The sequence below is a fragment of the Rathayibacter sp. VKM Ac-2928 genome (genome assembly GCF_022815545.1).
Taxonomy (GTDB): domain Bacteria; phylum Actinomycetota; class Actinomycetes; order Actinomycetales; family Microbacteriaceae; genus Rathayibacter; species Rathayibacter festucae.
This window is the reverse complement of the sequence record NZ_JALGRU010000001.1, coordinates 276,695-294,236: the sequence shown is the minus strand read 5'-3', so window position 1 is coordinate 294,236 and position 17,542 is coordinate 276,695. Positions and strand designations below refer to the sequence as shown.

Genomic DNA, 17,542 nt, shown 5'->3' with positions numbered 1-17,542 from the left:
CGAGCGCGGGGTCGATCGGACTCGTGCTCGGCTCGATCGCGAGCGTGCAGCTCGGCGCGTCCTTCGCCGTCCTGCTCTTCCCCGCCGCCGGGCCGATCGGCACGGTGACTCTCCGCCTGGTCTTCTCGGCGCTGGTGCTGCTCGTCGTCTGCCGGCCGCGGATCCGCGGCTACTCGCGCTCGGACTGGGCGACGGTCGGCGCCTACGGCCTCGCCCTCGGCGGGATGAACGCCTGCTACTACGAGGCGATCGCCCGGATCCCGCAGGGCGCGGCGGTGACGCTCGAGGTGCTCGGTCCGCTGGTGCTGTCGGTGATCGCCGGGCGGAGCCTCGTCAGCCTGCTCTGGGCGGCCCTCGCCCTCGGCGGCGTGGTCGTGCTCTCGCAGGGCGGCTTCTCGTCGCTCGATCCCGTCGGCGTCGCCTTCGCGCTCGGCGCGGCGGCGCTCTGGGCCACCTACATCGTCTTCGCCGGGCGCACCGGCGGGCGCTTCCCGCGGCTCGACGGCCTCGCGCTCGCGCTGACCGCCGGCGCGATCGTGTCCCTGCCGTTCGGCATCGCCACGGCCGGGCCCGCGCTCGTGCTGCCGCCGGTGCTGCTGCTCGGACTCGCGGTCGCCGTGCTGTCGTCGGCACTGCCCTACGCACTGGAGCTGCTGGCGCTGCGGCGCCTGCGCTCGTCGACCTTCTCGATCCTGATGGCGCTGGCGCCCGGCGCTGCGGCGCTCTCGGGGTTCCTGGTGCTGGGCCAGCGGCTGACCGCGATCGAGGCGGTCGGCATCGCCCTCGTCGTGGCGGCGAGTGTCGGCGCGGTGCGCACCGCCCGTCGGACCTGACCCGCACGTCCCGCTGCCGTCGCGGAACGACGGGAGGCGGAGGCCAGGCCGGGGCGCGGGAGCCGCCCTTTCGGGTCGGGCGGCCGATCGGACCAGGTCACCGTACGCGTCGTGTCCCCGGCCTGGTCTGCCTCCGACCGTACTGAGCGCCGCCCGTCCCGCCAAGCTGTCGCGAACGGTGTGGCCACAACGGGGGGGGATCGGCGGACCCGGGGTCTCGATACGCCGCTGCGCGGCTACTCGACCAGCAAAGGGGGGGGCGCCCGCTGCGCGGGCTGCTCGTTCAGCATGCAGCGGGCCAACTCTTTTGTTAGGCTAACTATGTGACTCCTGCCGACATCGATCTCCCCGCCCTCGCCGGCGAGACGCGCATCGCCGTCGGCCGGCTCGGCCGCCGCCTGCGCCAGGAGAAGGCGGAGCACGAGCTGAGCGACGCGCAGTTCGGCGTCCTCGCCCTCCTGCACCGGGAGGGACCGCGGACCCTCGGCGAGCTCGCCGAGGCGGAGCGCGTCCGTCCGCCCTCGATGACCCGCACCGTCGGCTGCCTCGCCGACGACGGACTCGTCGAGCGCCTCGCCGATCCGGCCGACGGCCGCGTCACCCGCATCCGCGCGACCGCACGCGGCTCCGAGCTGGTCCTCGATGTCCGGCGCAGCCGCGACGCCTGGCTCATCGCCCGCCTCCGCGAGCTCGACCCCGACCAGCGCCGGCTGCTGCACGACGCCGCCGCGCTCCTGCGCGAGGTGGCGGACCGATGAGCGCGATGTTCCGCTCGCTCGCGGTGCCGAACTACCGCATCTGGTTCGCCGGTGCGATGGTCTCCAACATCGGCACCTGGATGCAGCGCACGGCCCAGGACTGGATCGTCATCAACGATCTGACCGACCACGACGCGACCGCGCTCGGCGTGACGATGGCGCTGCAGTTCGGCCCGCAGCTGCTGATGGTCCCCTTCTCCGGCTTCATCGCCGACCGCTTCGACCGCCGGAAGCTCCTGATGGCGACGCAGGCCGCGATGGCCGTCCTCGGCCTCGCGCTCGGCCTGATCGTGGTGACCGGGATCGTCCAGCTCTGGATGGTCTACGTCTTCGCGCTGCTCCTGGGCTTCGCCGCCGCGATCGATGCTCCGGTGCGCCAGACCTTCGTCTCCGCGCTGGTCGAGGAGCGCGACCTCTCCAACGCGGTGTCGCTGAACTCGGCCTCCTTCAACTCCGCGCGGATGATCGGCCCGGCCCTCGCGGGCGTGCTGATCGCGGCGGTCGGCTCCGGCTGGGTCTTCCTCCTCAATGCGGCGAGCTTCATCGCGGTGCTGGTCTCGCTGCGCTTCCTGCACCGGGAGCAGCTGCGCTCCGCCCCGCGCGCGACCCGCGGCCCCGGCGCGCTGCTCGAGGGCTTCCGCTACGTCTCCCGGCGGCCGGACATCCTGGTCGTGCTCTCGATCGTCTTCCTGATCGGCACCTTCGGCCTCAACTTCCCGATCTTCGCCTCGACGATGGCGACGGTCGAGTTCGACATGGGGGCGAGCGAGTTCGGCCTGCTCTCCTCCGCCATCGCCGTCGGCTCGGTGGTCGGCGCCCTGCTCTCGGCCCGTCGCGACCGCCCGCGACTGCGCCTGATCGTCGGCGCCGCCGCGGCCTTCGGTGTCGCGCTCGCCCTCGCCGGCCTGATGCCGACCGTCTGGGCCTTCGCGATCCTGCTGCCCTTCGTCGGCATCGCCGCGCAGACGCTGATGACCTCGGCCAACGGCTACGTGCAGCTCTCGACCACGCCGGAGATGCGCGGCCGGGTGATGGCGCTCTACATGGCGATCTTCATGGGCGGCACCCCGATCGGCGCCCCGCTGATCGGCTGGGTCGCGAACGCCTACGGCCCGCGCTGGGCGATGCTCGTCGGCGCCGCCTCCGGAGCGCTCGCCGCCGGCGTCGGCCTCGGCTGGTACCTGCGCACCCGCCGCCGCGCCCGCGCCGGCGAGCCCGCCGCCCAGGAGGAGGTCGCCCTGGTGACGACCCCCGCCCTCACGCCTCGCGCGTGATCTCCACCCGGACGAACAGCTTCGAGGAGTGCGGGCCGGCGTAGACGCCGCGGAGCGGAGCGATGTCGTTGTAGTCGCGGCCGCGGCCGACGATCACGTGGCGGTCACCGATGTCGATCAGGTTGGTCGGGTCGTAGCCGCGCCAGGCGCCGCCGCAGAACCACTCGACCCAGGCGTGCGACTCGCCGACGACGGTCTCGCCGATCGCCGCGTTCGGCTTGGGGTGCAGATAGCCGGAGACGTAGCGCGCCGGGATGCCCGTCGAGCGCAGCGCGCCCAGGACGATGTGGGTGATGTCCTGGCAGACGCCCTCGCGGGCGGTCCACGACTCGGTCGCCGTCGAGTGCACGCCGGTGACGCCCTGGCGGTAGGTCATCTCGCGGCCGATCGTCTCGGCGATCGACAGGGCCGCATCGCACGGGCCCTCCGCGGCGTCGGCCAGCCGGCGGGCCAGCTCGACGAGGTCCTCCGGCGGAGCGGTGCGGTTGGTCTGCTTGAGCTGCTCCACGTACTCGGTGAGCGTCTCGACCTGGTCCGCGAGCTGCTCCCAGCCGACCGGGTGGTCGGGGTGCGCCTTCGGCCGGATCTCGACGAGCGAGGTCGCCGTGAGCGAGAGCTCCTGGTGCGGGTCGAGCACGTCGAACGACGAGACCCGGGTGCCCCAGTAGTCGGTGTAGGTGTGCGCGGAGGTGACCGGGCGGATGACGAGGTTCGAGGAGAGCACGAGCTGCCCGTCCGAGGAGGCGGGAAGCATCCTCGCCTCGTTGTAGGAGGCGACGACGTCGCCCCGGTAGGTGAACCCCGTCGTGTGCGTGATGCGCAGCCTGCTCACAGCGCCTCCCCGATCCAGCTCGGCATGACATTGGTGGGGAAGTAGCGCTGGCGGATCGCCTCGGAGGCCGACGAGGTCGCCTCCTGCACGCTGTCCATGTGCCGGGGCAGGTCCTCGAGGATGTCGGCGATCGGCCGGTACTCCAGCTCGCTGCGGATCTGGCCGAGCACCCGCTGGGCGTCGCCGGTGTGCCCGACGCGACCGGTGCGCGGCTCGATGTCGCGCATGCACATCTCGGCTCGCGAGACCGAGAAGAGGATCGAGCGCGGGAAGAGGCGGTCGAGCAGCAGGAACTCCGCTGCGTTGCGCGCGCTCGGCACACCGCGGTAGGTGCGGAGGTACGCCTCGTACGCCCCGCAGGAGCGCAGGATCGTCGTCCAGGACGGGCCGCTCGCCTCGGTCAGCGACCGCGTGGCCAGCAGGCGGGCCGTCATGTCGGCGCGCTCGATCGAGCGGCCGAGGGTGAAGAACTGCCAGGCCTCGTCGCGCGAGGTGGCCGACTCGATGATGCCGACGGCGAGCGCCGAGCGCTCGCGCACCCAGCCGAAGAACTCCGACACCCGCTCCCCCGTCACCCGGCGGGGCATCCGGGTGCGCGTGGTGTTCAGGCACTCCCACAGCTCGGTCGAGACGATCTCGCGGGCGCGGCGGGCGTTCTCGCGGGCGGCGCCGAGCGAGTAGGCGATGGAGGCGGGGTTGGTGCGGTCGATCGCGAGGATGGTCAGCACGTCGGCGCGGGTGACCTCCTTCATGTCGTCCGGGGCGGTGGACCCCATCACCGACAGCAGCGAGCGGCAGGCGGTGTCCTCGTCGATCCACGGGTCCTCGAGCAGGAGCTGCAGGTGGACGTCGAGGATGCGGGCGGTGCCGTCGGACCGCTCGATGTAGCGGCCGATCCAGAACAGCGACTCGGCGATCCGGGAGAGCATCAGGCGTCCTCCCCCGCGGCGAGCGTCTGCTGCTGCTGCTGCTGGTCCTGGTCGTGGTTGGCCGCGTCCTGCGGCGACTGGTCGGGTGTGTGGTTCAGCGGGTAGACGATCGGGATCGAGCTGGTCACGGCCGCCTGGTCCTCGACGAGCCCGGAGATGTCGTGGGCGTCCGGCTCGGTGAGCGGCGCGCCCTCGAGGCCGACGACCCAGGTGTCCTTCGAGCCGCCGCCCTGCGACGAGTTGACGACGAGCTGGCCCTCGGGCAGCGCGACCCGGGTCAGACCGCCGGGCAGCACCCAGATGTCCTTGCCGTCGTTGACCGCGAAGGGACGGAGGTCCGCGTGCCGGGGCCGCATGCCGTCGTCGACCAGGGTCGGAATGGTCGAGAGCTGCACCACCGGCTGAGCGATCCAGCCGCGCGGGTCGGCCTGCAGCCGGGAGCGCAGCTCGGCCAGCTCCTTCGCCGAGGCCGCCGGCCCGACCACGAGGCCCTTGCCGCCGGACCCGTCGACCGGCTTCACGACGAGCTCGTCGAGGCGGTCGAGCACCTCCTCGAGCGCGCCCGGGTCCTCCAGGCGCCAGGTGTCGACGTTCTTGATCACCGGCTCCTCCGAGAGGTAGTAGCGGATCAGGTCGGGCAGGTAGGTGTAGACGAGCTTGTCGTCGGCGACGCCGTTGCCGACCGCGTTCGCGATCGTGACGTTGCCCAGGCGCGCGGCGAGCATCAGTCCGGGCGAGCCGAGCATCGAGTCGGCACGGAACTGCAGCGGATCGAGGAACTCGTCGTCGACGCGGCGGTAGATCACGTCGACGCGGGTGGGCCCGGAGGTCGTGCGCATGAACACCTTGCCGCCGGTGCAGAAGAGGTCGCGGCCCTCGACCAGCTCGACGCCCATCAGGCGGGCGAGCAGGGTGTGCTCGAAGTAGGCCGAGTTGTAGACGCCCGGCGTGAGCACGACGACGGTGGGGTCGTCGACGCCCTCCGGCGCGGAGGCGCGCAGGGCCTGGAGCAGGCGGTTGGGGTAGTCGCCGACCGGGCGCACCCGCATCGAGACGAACAGCTCGGGCAGCGTCTGCGCCATCACCCGGCGGTTCGAGATGACGTAGGAGACGCCGGAGGGCACGCGGACGTTGTCCTCGAGGACCCGCCAGTCGCCGACCTCGTCGCGGATGAGGTCGATGCCGGAGACCTGGATCCGCACGCCGTTGGCCGGCTCGATCCCGGCGGCCTGGCGGTGGAAGTGGCTGGAGCTGGAGAGCAGGGCGGCGGGGATCACGCCGTCCTTCACCGCGTTCTGCGGGCCGTAGACGTCGGCGAGGAAGGCCTCGAGCGCGCGGACGCGCTGCTTGATGCCGCTCTGCACCTCGTTCCACTCGGCGCTCTCGATCACGCGCGGCACGGCGTCGAGCGGGAAGGGCCGCTCCTCGCCCGCGAAGTCGAAGGTCACGCCCTGTGCGAGGTAGGAGGAGGCGAGCGCATCGGTGCGACCGCGCAGCTCCTCCTGCGTCATCCGCGCGAGCGAGGAGTAGATGTCGCGGTACGAGTCGCGGACGCCGGCGGGGCCACTCGTCGCCGCGACATCGGCGAACATCTCGTCCCAGGGTGGGGCGGCCGTGCGGGGCCGCTCGACCTTCTGGGACCCGTATCCGTCGAAGAGGTCACCCATGGCACGACTCTAGTGCGGGGCAGATTGCGGGGATGTTTCGGGCGGCCGGAGGGCGAGGAGACCGCCCGTCACTCGAGGGCGAGGGCCTGCTGCCCGACCGTCACACTGAGCCGCCCGCGCCGAGGATCGCGTCGATGCGGGCCCGTGCCGTCTCGCTGCGGTAGGGGTCGGTCGCCTGGACGAGGGAGTCCGCGATGCCGAGCGCCCCGAGGACCGCGACGACCGAGTCGAGGCGGGCCGAGCCGTCTCCGGCTTCGAGGCGGCGCAGCGTCTCGCGGGTGACGCCCGCCCGCTCGGCGAGCGAGGACGCGGTCATCCCGTTCACGGCTCGCCAGCGCCGGATGTTGGCGCCGATCTCGGCCAGCTGGAGGGAGCGGCGAGGCGATCGTCGTGCGACCATGTGAGGACTCCTGAACTCTGTAGGTTGCAGACTAGCGCTGAATGGCAGGTTCAGCGTTCAGTGCGCTTCCTCCACTCCCCCGGCTGAAGCCGCGGGAATATCCCCGGCTGCACGTGGTTGGATGAGGATGTACATGCGAACGCATGAATCAGGTCTCGCCAGGACGGGGCCACGGAGAGAAGGAGCGCCCGATGCAGTTCGGCATCTTCACGGTCAGCGACATCACGACCGACCCCACGACCGGCCGCACCCCGACCGAGTCCGAGAAGATCGCGGCCACCGTCGCGATCGCCCAGAAGGCGGAGGAGATCGGCCTCGACGTCTTCGCGCTCGGCGAGCACCACAACCCGCCGTTCTGGTCCTCCTCCCCCACGACGACGCTCGCCTACATCGCCGCCAAGACCGAGCGGCTCCAGCTCAGCACCGCGATGGCGCTGATCACCACGAACGACCCGGTCAAGCTCGCCGAGGACTACGCGATGCTCCAGCACCTCGCCGGCGGCCGCGTCGACCTGATGCTCGGCCGCGGCAACACCGGCCCGGTCTACCCGTGGTTCGGCAAGGACATCCGCCGCGGCATCGAGCTGACGATCGAGAACTACGACCTGCTGCACCGCCTGTGGACCGAGGAGTTCGTCGACTGGGAGGGCCAGTTCCGCACGCCGCTCCAGGGCTTCCAGTCGACTCCGCGCCCACTCGACGGCGTCGCCCCCTTCGTCTGGCACGGCTCGATCCGCTCCCCGCAGATCGCCGAGCAGGCCGCCTACTACGGCGACGGCTTCTTCGCGAACCACATTTTCTGGCCCGCCTCGCACACCGCCAAGATGGTGCAGCTCTACCGCCAGCGCTTCGAGCACTACGGCCACGGCAGCGCCGACCAGGCGATCGTCGGACTCGGCGGCCAGATCTTCCTGGCGAAGAACTCGCAGGACGCGGTCTCGCAGTTCCGCCCCTACTTCGACAACGCCCCGGTCTACGGCCACGGCCCCTCGCTCGAGGACTTCACCGAGCAGACCCCGCTCACGGTGGGCTCGCCGCAGGAGATCATCGACCGCACCCTCGGCTTCCGCGAGTACGTCGGCGACTACCAGCGCCAGCTGTTCCTGATGGACCACGCGGGCCTGCCGCTGAAGACCGTCCTCGAGCAGATGGACATGCTCGGCGAGATCCTGCCCGCTCTGCGCGCCGGCTTCGCCGAGGGCCGCCCGGCACACGTGCCGGACGCGCCCACCCACTCCTCGCTCGTCGCCGCCCGCGCCGAGCAGCCCGTCCCCGTCAGCCCCGTCCCCGTCAGCGCCTAGGAGGCCCCGCCCATGGACACCCGCAGGATCACCGTCCTCTCGGCCGGCCTCAGCACGCCGTCCTCCACCCGCCTGCTCGCCGACCGCCTGGCCGACGCGGCCGAGGCCTCGCTCACCGAGCAGGGCTTCGCCGTCGAGCGCAGCGTCGTCGAGCTGCGCGACCTCGCGCACGACGTCACGAACAACCTGCTCACCGGCTTCGCGAGCCCCGCACTGCAGACCGCGCTCGACGCGGTGGCCGGCGCGGACGGCCTGATCGCCGTGACGCCGATCTTCACCACCAGCTACAGCGGGCTCTTCAAGTCGTTCGTCGACGTGCTCGACACCGAGGCGCTGCGCGGGCTGCCCGTCCTGCTCGCGGCGACCGGTGGCTCGCCCCGCCACTCGCTCGCGGTCGACTACGCCATGCGCCCGCTCTTCAGCTACCTGCACGCCGCTCCCCTGTCGACGACGGTCTTCGCCGCGACCGAGGACTGGGGCGGAGCCACCGAGGACGGCCGCGCGCTGCCCTCGCGGATCGAGCGGGCGGGCCGCGAGCTCGCGACCGAGGCGGCGCGCACCTCGCGCGCTCCGGCGGACCCGTGGGCGCTCGACGGCTCGTTCGAAGGGATGCTCGGCCGCCGGAGCTGAGCACCGCTTCTCTCACAGGAGCGCGGATCCGTCCAGTAGCGGCGCACGCCTTTGCCCGCAGTTAGCCTCCCCTCGGAGGGCTCGACGATGGCCCCCGAGGGGAGGCCATGATGGCTCTGGACACGACTTCGCTCCGCAGGAGCGCCTTCGATCGGGTGACGCTTGATCGGCGCCGCTTCCTCAGCGCCCTGGGCGTCGCCGCCTCGGTCCCGGTGCTCGCGGGCTGCGGCTTCGCGCCGGCCCGCCCGGCGGCGAGCGCTGACAGCGGCACGCTGACCTTCACGACCTGGGGCACGGACGCCGAGCTGGCCGGCTTCCAGCGGGCGATCGACCGCTTCCAGAAGGCGAACCCCGGCTCGACCGTGGCGCTGAACTCGGTGCCGTACGAGCAGATGTTCACCAACATCGACGCGCAGCTGCAGGCGGGGAACCCGCCGGACGTCTTCCGCGTGCCGTACTACACCTTCGGCAGCTACGCGGGTCGCGACCAGCTGCTCGACCTCACCCCGCACCTCGAGGCGGACGTCGCCGACCGCTTCACCGACCCGGCCTGGGCCGCGGTGCAGAGCAACGGCAGCCCCTTCGGCGTGCCGCACCACACCGACACCTCGCTGATCCTCTACAACACCGAGGCGCTCGCCACCGCGGGCATCACCGACTTCCCGGCCTCCCCGGAGGAGGCCTGGACCTGGGAGGAGTTCACCGAGATCGGCCGCACGCTACGCGCCTCGCTCCCCGCCGAGCGCTACCCCTTCGCCTACAACTGGCAGGGCAACGGCGTCACCCGCTGGCTGAGCCTGCTCTTCCAGGCCGACGGCCGCTTCCTCACCGAGGACCTGTCCGCCCCAGCCATCGACTCGGACGCGGGTCGCGCGGCGATCGACTTCAGCCGCAGCTTCTTCACCGACGGCCTCGTGCCGCCGAGCAGCTCGATCCAGGCGACGACCTACGCGAGCGACCTCTGGTACTCGCAGACGACCGCGATGACCTTCGGCGGGGCGTTCCTCATCCCGGACGCGGAGTCGACGCTCGACTTCGAGTGGGGCGCGACCTACTCGCCGCGGAACGTGCGCGGCGGCGGCGACTTCGGCGGCAACGCTCTCGTCGCCACCAAGGCGACCGCGAACCCCGAGCTCGCGGCGGCGTTCCTCGCCTTCGTGACCGAGGAGGAGTCGATGCGCGACTTCTGCGCCGGCGCCTCGCTCCTGCCCACCCGCCGCGACCTGACCGAGTCGGGCATCGAGTTCGAGGTGCGCCCCGAGCTCGCCGAGGTCTTCCTCGGCCAGGCGGGCACCGTGCAGGCGTCCGATGCGGCGCAGGTCGCCTCGCCGGACATGGCCGCGATCATCGCGGTGCTGAAGGACCAGCTGGAGCAGGCGTTCGTCGGCGGTCAGAGCACCGAGGACACGATCGCGAAGCTCAGCTCCGGCATCGCCACCGCCGTGCAGTGAGCGGCAGGATCCGGTGACCCGCACCCTCCCCGCGCCCGAGGAGGTGACGGCGCGACCGCGCCGCTCCTCCCGGGCGCCCGCCGCCCGCGAGACCGTCGCGGCCTACGGGTTCCTCGCGCCGAACCTGCTGATGCTGGCGCTGTTCGTCTTCGTGCCGCTGGTCGGCGCGTTCCTGCTCAGCTTCCAGCGCACCAACGGCTTCGGCGACGGCGTCTTCATCGGCCTGGACAACTACGCGCGGCTGCTCAGCGACCCGCTGTTCTGGCGCTCGACCCTCAACACCGCGCTGTTCACGCTGATCGTCACGCCGCTCTCGATGGCGCTCGGCCTGGGCGCCGCGGTGCTGCTGAACTCGGTGCTGCCGGCCCGGCCCGTCTTCCGCTCGATCCTGATCCTGCCGATGGCGGTCTCGGGCGTCGCGACGGCGCTGATGGGCGTGCTGATCTTCGACGAGAACAGCGGCGTGCTCGACGGACTTCTGCAGACGATCGGACTGCCGCGCATCGCCTGGCAGTCCGGCGGAGCCGCGGCCTTCGCCTCCGTGATCCTCGTCACCCTGTGGTGGCGGGTCGGCTTCAACATGCTGATCTACCTGGCCGGGCTGCAGGGCGTGAACCCCGCGCTCTACGAGGCGGCGCGGCTGGACGGCGCGAACGGCTGGCAGCAGTTCCGGCACGTGACGGTGCCGCTGGTCGGCCCGTCGACGTTCTTCCTGCTCATCCTCAACGTCATCTACTCGTTCCAGGTCTTCGACATCGTCTTCGTCCTCACCGGCGGCGGGCCGCAGAACTCCACCTCGGTGCTGGTGACCTACGCCTACGACACCGGCTTCGTCACCCGCGACCAGGGCTACGCGGCGGCGATCGGCATCGTCCTGCTGATCCTGACGATGATCTTCACCGCTGTGCAGTGGCGCACGAACCGCTCGAGGGACCTCGTCGAATGAACCGCGTCTCCCGCTCGACGACCGCGCTCCGGCTCGTCCTGGCGATCCTCGTCTCCCTCGTCATCCTCTTCCCGCTCTACTGGATGCTCGTCGTCGCGTTCTCCTCGCGCGCCGAGCTGCTCGGCGGCACGCTGCGGCTCTGGCCGCGCGAGTTCACCCTCGCCAACTTCGAGCGCGTCTTCGACTCGTTCCCGGTCGCGACCTGGTTCGGCAACTCGGTCGCGATCAGCCTCACCACCGCGCTGATCACCGTGGCGATCAACCTGCTCGGCGGCTACGCCTTCGCGCAGCTGCGCTTCCGCGGCTCCGGCGTGCTCTTCCTGCTGGCCCTGTCGACGCTGACGCTCCCCGTGCAGGTGATCATGGTGTCGCTCTTCCGGCTCGTCACCGATCTCGGCCTCTACGGCAGCTACTGGGCGGTGATCCTGCCGACGGCGGCCTCGGCCTTCGGGCTGTTCCTCGCGCGGCAGTTCATCCTCGCGATCCCTCGCGACCTGATCGAGGCGGCCCGGATCGACGGGGCCGGCCACTTCCGCGTCTTCACCCGGATCGTGCTCCCGCTCTCGAAGCCGCTGATCGCCGTTCTGTTCTTCATGTCGCTCCTCGGCTCCTGGAACGACTTCGCCTGGCCGCTGATCGCCCTCAAGGAGAACGTCCTCTTCACCCTCCCGATCGGGCTGCTCTATCTGCAGGGGCAGTTCGGCAGCGACTACGGCGGAACGATGGCCTTCGCGCTGGTGAACGTGCTGCCGATGGTCGTGCTCTTCCTGATCTTCCAGCGCTACTTCGTGCAGGGCTTCGCCCGCAGCGGGCTGCGCTGAGCGGTCCCACTCGGCGCCGGATCGACTGCTTCTATCACGGCCGTATGTCAATCCCGGCTATTGCGCTCCCCGTTGTCGCGGCACCGCGGTACCGTCTACCCAGGTGCTCGTCCTGAGCGCCACGGAGCACTCCGCTCCAGCGGAAGGCGGGTCGTCGTGAGCACCATCGCCGCCAATGCCGCCCAGCAGCGGGTGGCCGGTCGCTACTACCTGATCGAGCGGATCGGCTCCGGCGGGATGGGCTCGGTGTACCGGGCCCGCGACGAGACCGTGCAGCGCGAAGTGGCCGTGAAGGTCTTCCGCGCCGAGGCCTCCAATCCCGAGGACGTCGCCCGCCAGGAGCGCGAGGTGCGGATGCTCAGCTCCTTCGCGCACCCCGGGATCGTCAACCTCTTCGACGCCGGCCTGCACAACTTCGGCGGCGAGGTGCGCCGCTACGTCGTGATGGAGCTCGTCGCCGACCCGACCCTCGAGGCGCGGCTCGAGCCCGGCCCGATGGCGCCGGACGAGGTCGCCGCGATCGGCACGCAGCTGGCCGAGGCGCTCGCCTACCTGCACGAGCGGGGCGTCGTGCACCGCGACGTGAAGCCCGCGAACATCCTGGTCAGCGAGGTGGCCTCCAGCGGCTACGCCCGCACCGCCAAGCTCACCGACTTCGGCGTCGCCCACTTCATGGACGGCTCGCGCCTCACCAGCGACGGCATCGTGATCGGCACCGCCAGCTTCGTCAGCCCCGAGCAGGTCGCCGGCGAGCCGATCAGCGGCGCCAGCGACGTCTTCTCGCTCGGCCTCGTGCTGCTCGAGGCGATCACCGGGCACCGCGAGTACTCCGGCACCGTCCTCGAGGCCGCGATCGCGCGCCTCAACCGCTCCCCCGTCGTCCCGGCGACGCTGCCCGCATCCTGGCGCGCGCTGCTCACCTCGATGACCGAGCGCGACCCGGCGAAGCGGCCCACGGCCGACCAGGTCGCGCACCGGCTGCGCGCGGGCATGACCGCGTCCTCCCCCTCCGGGCTGGATGCGGCGACCGCTCCCGACGGCCGCGCCGTCCGCCTCCGCCGCGCCGTCATCATCGGCTCGAGCGTCGTCGGCGTCGGCGCCGTCGCCGCCCTCTCTTGGATGCTCGGGATGCTCGCCGGCCGCTGAGCGGATCCCCCGCCGGCCGAGCAGCCGCCACCGCACATGCTGGTGGAGCAGCCGCGCAACGGCCGCCTTGCATGCTGGTCGAGTAGCCGCGCAGCGGCGTATCGAGACCCACCCCTCCCTGACGTGAGCCCGGCGGCTCAGGCCTCGGTGACGGTGGATTACTGGGAAGAGGCGCCCGCAGACATGCTGGTCGAGTAGCCGCGCAGCGGCGTATCGAGACCCACCGACTTCAGAACGCAGGCCCGACGGCTCAGCTCTCGGTGACGGTGGATCTCGATACGCCCGCGCTGCGCGGGCTACTCGATCAGCATGCAAGCGGCCGGTCAGGCCTCGCCCGGGAGGGCCTGGCGGAGGACGATGCGGGTCCAGGCGCCGACGTAGACGCGGTCGCCCTCCTCGATCTCGCGGCGCTGGCCGGTGGGGATCGGGGTCTGCGGGAGCGGGGCGCCGGCCGCGGCGAGGTAGGTGCCGTTCGCGGACTGCAGGTCCTCGACCCACCAGCGGTAGCCGTCGGTGTTGAGCTGGCAGTGGCGGCGGGAGACGCCGGAGTCGGTGCCGCAGTCGATCTGCGGCGAGATGCCGCGCGAGACGGAGGGCCGGCCGACGAGCAGGGAGCGCTCGCGGAGCACGACGATCGTCGGCGGGCCGCCGGAGGGCATCGGGTCCTCGGCGCGCTGCTCCGCGTACCAGTCGGGGTCGACCCAGATCTCGGCGATCCAGGGGTCGTCCTCCTCCGCAGCCGCGGGGGCGGCGGGTGCTGCCGTCGGCGTGCTCCCGGTGACCTCGGAGAGGACCTCCGTGGCGGGCGCGGTCGGCGGCGCGGTGGCGACGGGCACGTCGAAGCCGGCCTCCTCCTCCGGGACGAGCGCGGGCGGCGCACCGGGAGCGGCCGGCGCGGGCGCCTCGCCCAGGTGGGCGGTCGGATCACCGGCCGGCGTGGCGGAGCCGCCGACCTCGCCGGGTGCACGGACGGCGCCGGACTCGGTGAACGGGTCGGCCTCGGGCAGCGAGCCGGTGGTGAAGTCGTAGCCGCAGTTCTCGCAGAACAGCGCGCCGGCCTCGTTGGGGTACGAGCAGTTCGGGCAGACGGCGGGACCGGTCGGGATCGCCGTGGTCGGGTCGGCGGCGCGGGGCGCGGGGGCGGACGGCGCTGCGGGCGCGATCGGCGCACCGCAGACGTCGCAGTAGTCGCCGGACTGGGAGGTGTGCCCCTCCGGGCAGCGGTAGCTCACTTGCGCACCCGCGTGGTCTTCGTCGACGCGGTGTCGAGCGCCATCTCGTCCAGGCGCGCGACGCCGCGCTTCAGCCGCACCGTCCCCTCGTTCGGGTCGTCGATCTCGACGACCTTGCGCAGCTTCGCGGTCGCCTCGTCGTTGCCGGTCGCGGCGGCGAGCTGCACGGCACGGCCGAGCTTCACGGTCGCGGTGGCGTCGTCGCCGACGGCCTTCGCGGCGAGGCCGTCCTGGATCGCCGAGGCGAGCTCGGTCTGGCCGGTGTAGTGCGCGACCGCCGGGTCGATCCGGGCGGTGAGTGCGGAGTCGTCCGTCCAGCGGGCCTTCACCAGCGCGGAGGCGACGACCTCGTCGCGCACACTGAGCTGCACGCGGGCGGCCAGCTGCTCGGCGCCGACCGGCTTCGAGGCGACGCGGACGGCCACGTGGTACTCCCGCGACTCGTCGCCCCAGGCGCCGGTCGGGTAGGAGCCGGTCAGCGGGTTGACCGAGGTGCGGCGGGAGCTGAGGTCCTCGAGGTTCGGCGCGACCTGGCGGACGAAGAGCAGCTGCGAGCCCTGCGGGGTCCAGACGCGCAGCTCGCCGTCGGCGACACCGCGGCCCATCGACGCCTGGATCAGCTGCTCGAAGTCGGCGGCCATGTCGGCCGGGTTCGCGATCAGGCCCACGGTGCCCAGCAGCGCGCTGGCGATGGTGCGCGCCTCCTCGACGACCCAGCGGGAGCCGACGCCGCGGACGTCGCACTGGAAGACGCCGCCGGCCGCGCGGATCGCCGCGTCGAGCTGCATCCGCGACTCGTGCTCGTTCTTGCCGTCGGTGAGCAGGATGGCGTGCCGCTGCTTCGCCTCGGGGACGCTGGAGAAGAGCTGGCGGGCGAGGGTCAGCCAGGTGCCCATCGCGGTGCCGCCGTCGGCCTGGAGGAAGCCGATGGCCTCCTTCGCGGCAGCCCGGGCGCCCGGCTCCATCCGCACCATCGAGACGGAGGCGTTCGGGTACGGGAAGGCGCGGTCGGCGCGCTCGGAGCCGGCGACGACGGCGAAGAAGGTGCCGTCGAGGATCTGGTCGACCGCCACGGCGGCGGCGCGCTTGGCCGCGGTCATGTTCTCGCCGGTCATCGACCCCGAGCAGTCGACGATGATGATCTCGGCGGCCGCTCCGTCGCTGCCGGCCGCGCCGGTGCCGGAGGCGGTCACCGTCACGATCGCGTGCACATCCGTCGCGCCGTCCGAGAGGAACTCGTTCTGAAAGACACTCGCGCTGAACTCCGCCATTCGGCCAGTTTATTGTGCTGCCTGGCCGCGACCGCCCTTCTCCTCGCCGGATGCGCAGCAACCGTCGGGCAGTCGGCCCCTCCCCCGGCGGGCGCGGGCTTCGACTACCAGCTCGGCGGCAGCTACCCGCCGGCCGACGGCGTCGAGCTCGTCGTCCGCGACCGCGAGGCCGAGCCCGCGCCCGGCGTGTACTCGGTCTGCTACGTCAACGCCTTCCAGACGCAGCCCGGCGAGGAGGAGGAGTGGGAGTCGCGGCCCGAGCTGCTGCTGCGGGACGCGGACGGGGAGCCGATCACCGATCCGGACTGGCCGGACGAGACGCTCCTCGACGTGTCGACGGCGGCGAAGCGGGAGGCGCTGCTCGAGGCGGTCGGGCCGTGGCTCGAGGGCTGCGCCGAGAGCGGCTTCGACGCCGTCGAGGCCGACAACCTCGACTCCGCCACCCGCTCTGAGGGGCTGCTGACCGACGACGACACGGCGGCGTTCGCGCGTGACCTCGTCGACGCCGCACACCGGGCCGGGCTCGCGATCGGCCAGAAGAACGCGGCCGAGCGGGCGGAGGAGATGCGCGCGCTCGGCTTCGACTTCGCGATCACGGAGGAGTGCGAGGTGTTCACGGAGTGCGACGCCTACACCGACGTCTACGGCGAGCGGGTCTACGAGGTGGAGTACACGGACGTCGACGATGCGGACGCGGTGTTCGCGCGGGCGTGCGCACGCGGCGACGGCATCGGCGTGCTGCTGCGCGACCGCGACCTGCTGACGCCCGGCGACGAGGGGTACGTCTCGGAGCGGTGCTGAGAAGGCCATGTCGGAGGACGAGCCCCTGGACCCACCGTGCTGGCGACGGTGGGTCTCGATACGCCCCTCCGGGGCTACTCGACCAGCATGAGCGCGCTCAGCCGCGCGTGCCCGAGCTCCGTCAACCCCGGTCCGCGGCCCGCCTCCGCCTGGCAGGCTGGGCGCCGTGCCTCCCTGGTCCCTCGCGCTGCTCAGCGGCGCCATCGGCGGAGCGACCCTCCTCGTCGGAGCGGCGCTCGCCTGGTTCGTCCGCGTCCCACCCAAGCTGACCGCCGCGATCTCGGCGTTCGGCGCGGGCGTGCTCATCTCGGCGCTCGCCTACGAGCTGGTGCAGGAGGCGGCCGACGACGGCGGACTGCTGCCGACGATCCTCGGCACGCTCGCCGGTGCCGTGGTCTTCGTCGGGGCGGACGCGCTGCTCACCCGCGCCGGCGCCGGGAATCGCAAGAGCGCGAAGGGCTCCGGCTCCGCGGGCGGCGGCACCGCCATCGCCGCGGGCGCGCTGATCGACGGGATCCCCGAGTCGATCGTGCTCGGCCTCTCCGTGGCGCAGGGCGGTGCGGGAGCGGCGATCAGCGTGCCGATCGTGGCCGCCGTGGCGATCTCGAACCTGCCCGAGGGGCTCTCCTCCACCGTCGGGATGAAGACCGACGGGCGCTCCGCCCGCTACGTCTTCACCGTCTGGGGCGGCATCGCCGCACTGTCCGCGATCGCCGCGCTCGTCGGCTTCCTCGTGTTCGCGAGCGCGCCCGGAGCGGTCGTGGCGTTCGTCACCACGGTCGCGGCGGGCGCGATCCTCGCGATGATCTCGAACACGATGATCCCGGAGGCGTTCGACCGGGACGATGTGCTGACCGGGCTGTACGCCGTCCTCGGATTCATCACGGCGTTCGCGCTGCATTCCATTTCCTGAGACGCCGCAGAGCGGCGTCTCGCGGTCGGCGGAGTGCCGCGCGCGTTCCATGGAGCGTCTCGCGTTCGCCGACGGGAATCCGCTGGCACGCGGATTCCCGGATACGGCTCGTGCGTGGCCGGGTGGCTCGGAGGACCGCCGGCCGATGGTCGGGGAGAGATGCATGGTGGTCGAGCAGCCCCGGAGGGGCGTATCGAGACCCGGCCTCTGCAGGACGGTGGATCTCGATACGCCCGCTCCGCGGGCTACTCGATCAGCATGAGAAGCGCCCGTTGCTCGGGTTGCTCGATCAGCTGGAAGGCCCGCTGCGCGGGCTGCTCGATCAGCAGGGGGAGCC

17 protein-coding genes are annotated in these 17,542 nt (G+C 72.0%); 11 read left to right on the top strand and 6 right to left on the bottom strand.

Going from position 1 to position 17,542, the window contains the following annotated elements; translation table 11 throughout:
* Positions 1–23 precede the first annotated feature (23 nt).
* The 3 genes from MT350_RS01365 to MT350_RS01355 all read left to right on the top strand — a co-directional run bounded on the left by MT350_RS01365 (position 24) and on the right by MT350_RS01355 (position 2,865).
* Positions 24–833: a DMT family transporter gene (locus MT350_RS01365; protein ID WP_243580972.1), complete on the top strand. Its 810-nt coding sequence runs from the start codon at positions 24–26 to the stop codon at positions 831–833.
* A 323-nt stretch (positions 834–1,156) separates the two neighbouring features.
* Positions 1,157–1,591 (top strand): MarR family winged helix-turn-helix transcriptional regulator, encoded by a 435-nt coding sequence (locus MT350_RS01360; protein ID WP_243600497.1) that lies wholly within the window; start codon positions 1,157–1,159, stop codon positions 1,589–1,591.
* Complete coding sequence (locus MT350_RS01355; RefSeq protein ID WP_123701957.1) at positions 1,588–2,865, top strand: MFS transporter; 1,278 nt, start codon at positions 1,588–1,590, stop codon at positions 2,863–2,865. The genes MT350_RS01360 and MT350_RS01355 overlap by 4 nt, the downstream gene beginning before the upstream one ends.
* Here MT350_RS01355 and MT350_RS01350 read toward each other — a convergent pair.
* The 4 genes from MT350_RS01350 to MT350_RS01335 all read right to left on the bottom strand — a co-directional run bounded on the left by MT350_RS01350 (position 2,849) and on the right by MT350_RS01335 (position 6,693).
* A complete protein-coding gene (locus MT350_RS01350; protein WP_123734958.1) occupies positions 2,849–3,697 on the bottom strand; it encodes a transglutaminase family protein in 849 nt (282 codons plus the stop codon). The genes MT350_RS01355 and MT350_RS01350 overlap by 17 nt on opposite strands.
* Positions 3,694–4,626 carry an alpha-E domain-containing protein gene (locus MT350_RS01345; RefSeq protein WP_243600496.1) on the bottom strand — a complete coding sequence of 311 codons (933 nt, stop codon included), beginning with the start codon at positions 4,624–4,626 and terminating at the stop codon, positions 3,694–3,696. Before MT350_RS01345 ends, MT350_RS01350 begins: the two co-directional genes overlap by 4 nt.
* The gene (locus tag MT350_RS01340) at positions 4,626–6,293 is read right to left on the bottom strand and encodes a circularly permuted type 2 ATP-grasp protein (RefSeq protein WP_243615289.1); all 1,668 of its coding nucleotides are present in this window, start codon (positions 6,291–6,293) and stop codon (positions 4,626–4,628) included. The genes MT350_RS01345 and MT350_RS01340 overlap by 1 nt, the downstream gene beginning before the upstream one ends.
* 100 nt (positions 6,294–6,393) lie before the next feature.
* Positions 6,394–6,693: a helix-turn-helix domain-containing protein gene (locus MT350_RS01335; RefSeq protein ID WP_127885853.1), complete on the bottom strand. Its 300-nt coding sequence runs from the start codon at positions 6,691–6,693 to the stop codon at positions 6,394–6,396.
* A 191-nt stretch (positions 6,694–6,884) separates the two neighbouring features.
* Between MT350_RS01335 and MT350_RS01330 the strand changes: the two genes are divergently transcribed.
* From MT350_RS01330 to MT350_RS01305, 6 genes are all read left to right on the top strand, one after another.
* A complete protein-coding gene (locus MT350_RS01330) occupies positions 6,885–7,994 on the top strand; it encodes an LLM class flavin-dependent oxidoreductase (protein WP_123444947.1) in 1,110 nt (369 codons plus the stop codon).
* A 12-nt stretch (positions 7,995–8,006) separates the two neighbouring features.
* A complete protein-coding gene (locus MT350_RS01325; RefSeq protein ID WP_123734953.1) occupies positions 8,007–8,624 on the top strand; it encodes an FMN reductase in 618 nt (205 codons plus the stop codon).
* Positions 8,625–8,731: 107 nt separating this feature from the next.
* Positions 8,732–10,075 (top strand): sugar ABC transporter substrate-binding protein, encoded by a 1,344-nt coding sequence (locus MT350_RS01320; RefSeq protein ID WP_243615288.1) that lies wholly within the window; start codon positions 8,732–8,734, stop codon positions 10,073–10,075.
* A gap of 13 nt (positions 10,076–10,088) precedes the next feature.
* Positions 10,089–11,021, top strand: a complete 933-nt coding sequence (locus MT350_RS01315) for a carbohydrate ABC transporter permease (RefSeq protein WP_243580974.1) — start codon at positions 10,089–10,091, stop codon at positions 11,019–11,021.
* Positions 11,018–11,842, top strand: coding sequence for a carbohydrate ABC transporter permease (locus tag MT350_RS01310; RefSeq protein ID WP_123444945.1), 825 nt, complete (start codon positions 11,018–11,020; stop codon positions 11,840–11,842). Before MT350_RS01315 ends, MT350_RS01310 begins: the two co-directional genes overlap by 4 nt.
* A gap of 156 nt (positions 11,843–11,998) precedes the next feature.
* The gene (locus MT350_RS01305) at positions 11,999–12,988 is read left to right on the top strand and encodes a serine/threonine-protein kinase (protein ID WP_243615287.1); all 990 of its coding nucleotides are present in this window, start codon (positions 11,999–12,001) and stop codon (positions 12,986–12,988) included.
* A gap of 323 nt (positions 12,989–13,311) precedes the next feature.
* On the opposite strand, the gene MT350_RS20315 is transcribed toward MT350_RS01305, so the two are convergent.
* Entirely contained in the window at positions 13,312–14,220 is a 909-nt protein-coding gene (locus MT350_RS20315) for an FHA domain-containing protein (protein WP_243615286.1), read from the bottom strand.
* Positions 14,217–15,491 carry a VWA domain-containing protein gene (locus MT350_RS01295; protein ID WP_127885848.1) on the bottom strand — a complete coding sequence of 425 codons (1,275 nt, stop codon included), beginning with the start codon at positions 15,489–15,491 and terminating at the stop codon, positions 14,217–14,219. The genes MT350_RS20315 and MT350_RS01295 overlap by 4 nt, the downstream gene beginning before the upstream one ends.
* A gap of 12 nt (positions 15,492–15,503) precedes the next feature.
* Here MT350_RS01295 and MT350_RS01290 point away from each other — a divergent pair, with 12 nt between their 5' ends.
* Positions 15,504–16,292 carry an endo alpha-1,4 polygalactosaminidase gene (locus tag MT350_RS01290; RefSeq protein WP_243615285.1) on the top strand — a complete coding sequence of 263 codons (789 nt, stop codon included), beginning with the start codon at positions 15,504–15,506 and terminating at the stop codon, positions 16,290–16,292.
* A 166-nt stretch (positions 16,293–16,458) separates the two neighbouring features.
* A complete protein-coding gene (locus tag MT350_RS01285) occupies positions 16,459–17,205 on the top strand; it encodes a ZIP family metal transporter (protein ID WP_243615284.1) in 747 nt (248 codons plus the stop codon).
* The last annotated feature ends 337 nt before the right edge of the window (positions 17,206–17,542 follow it).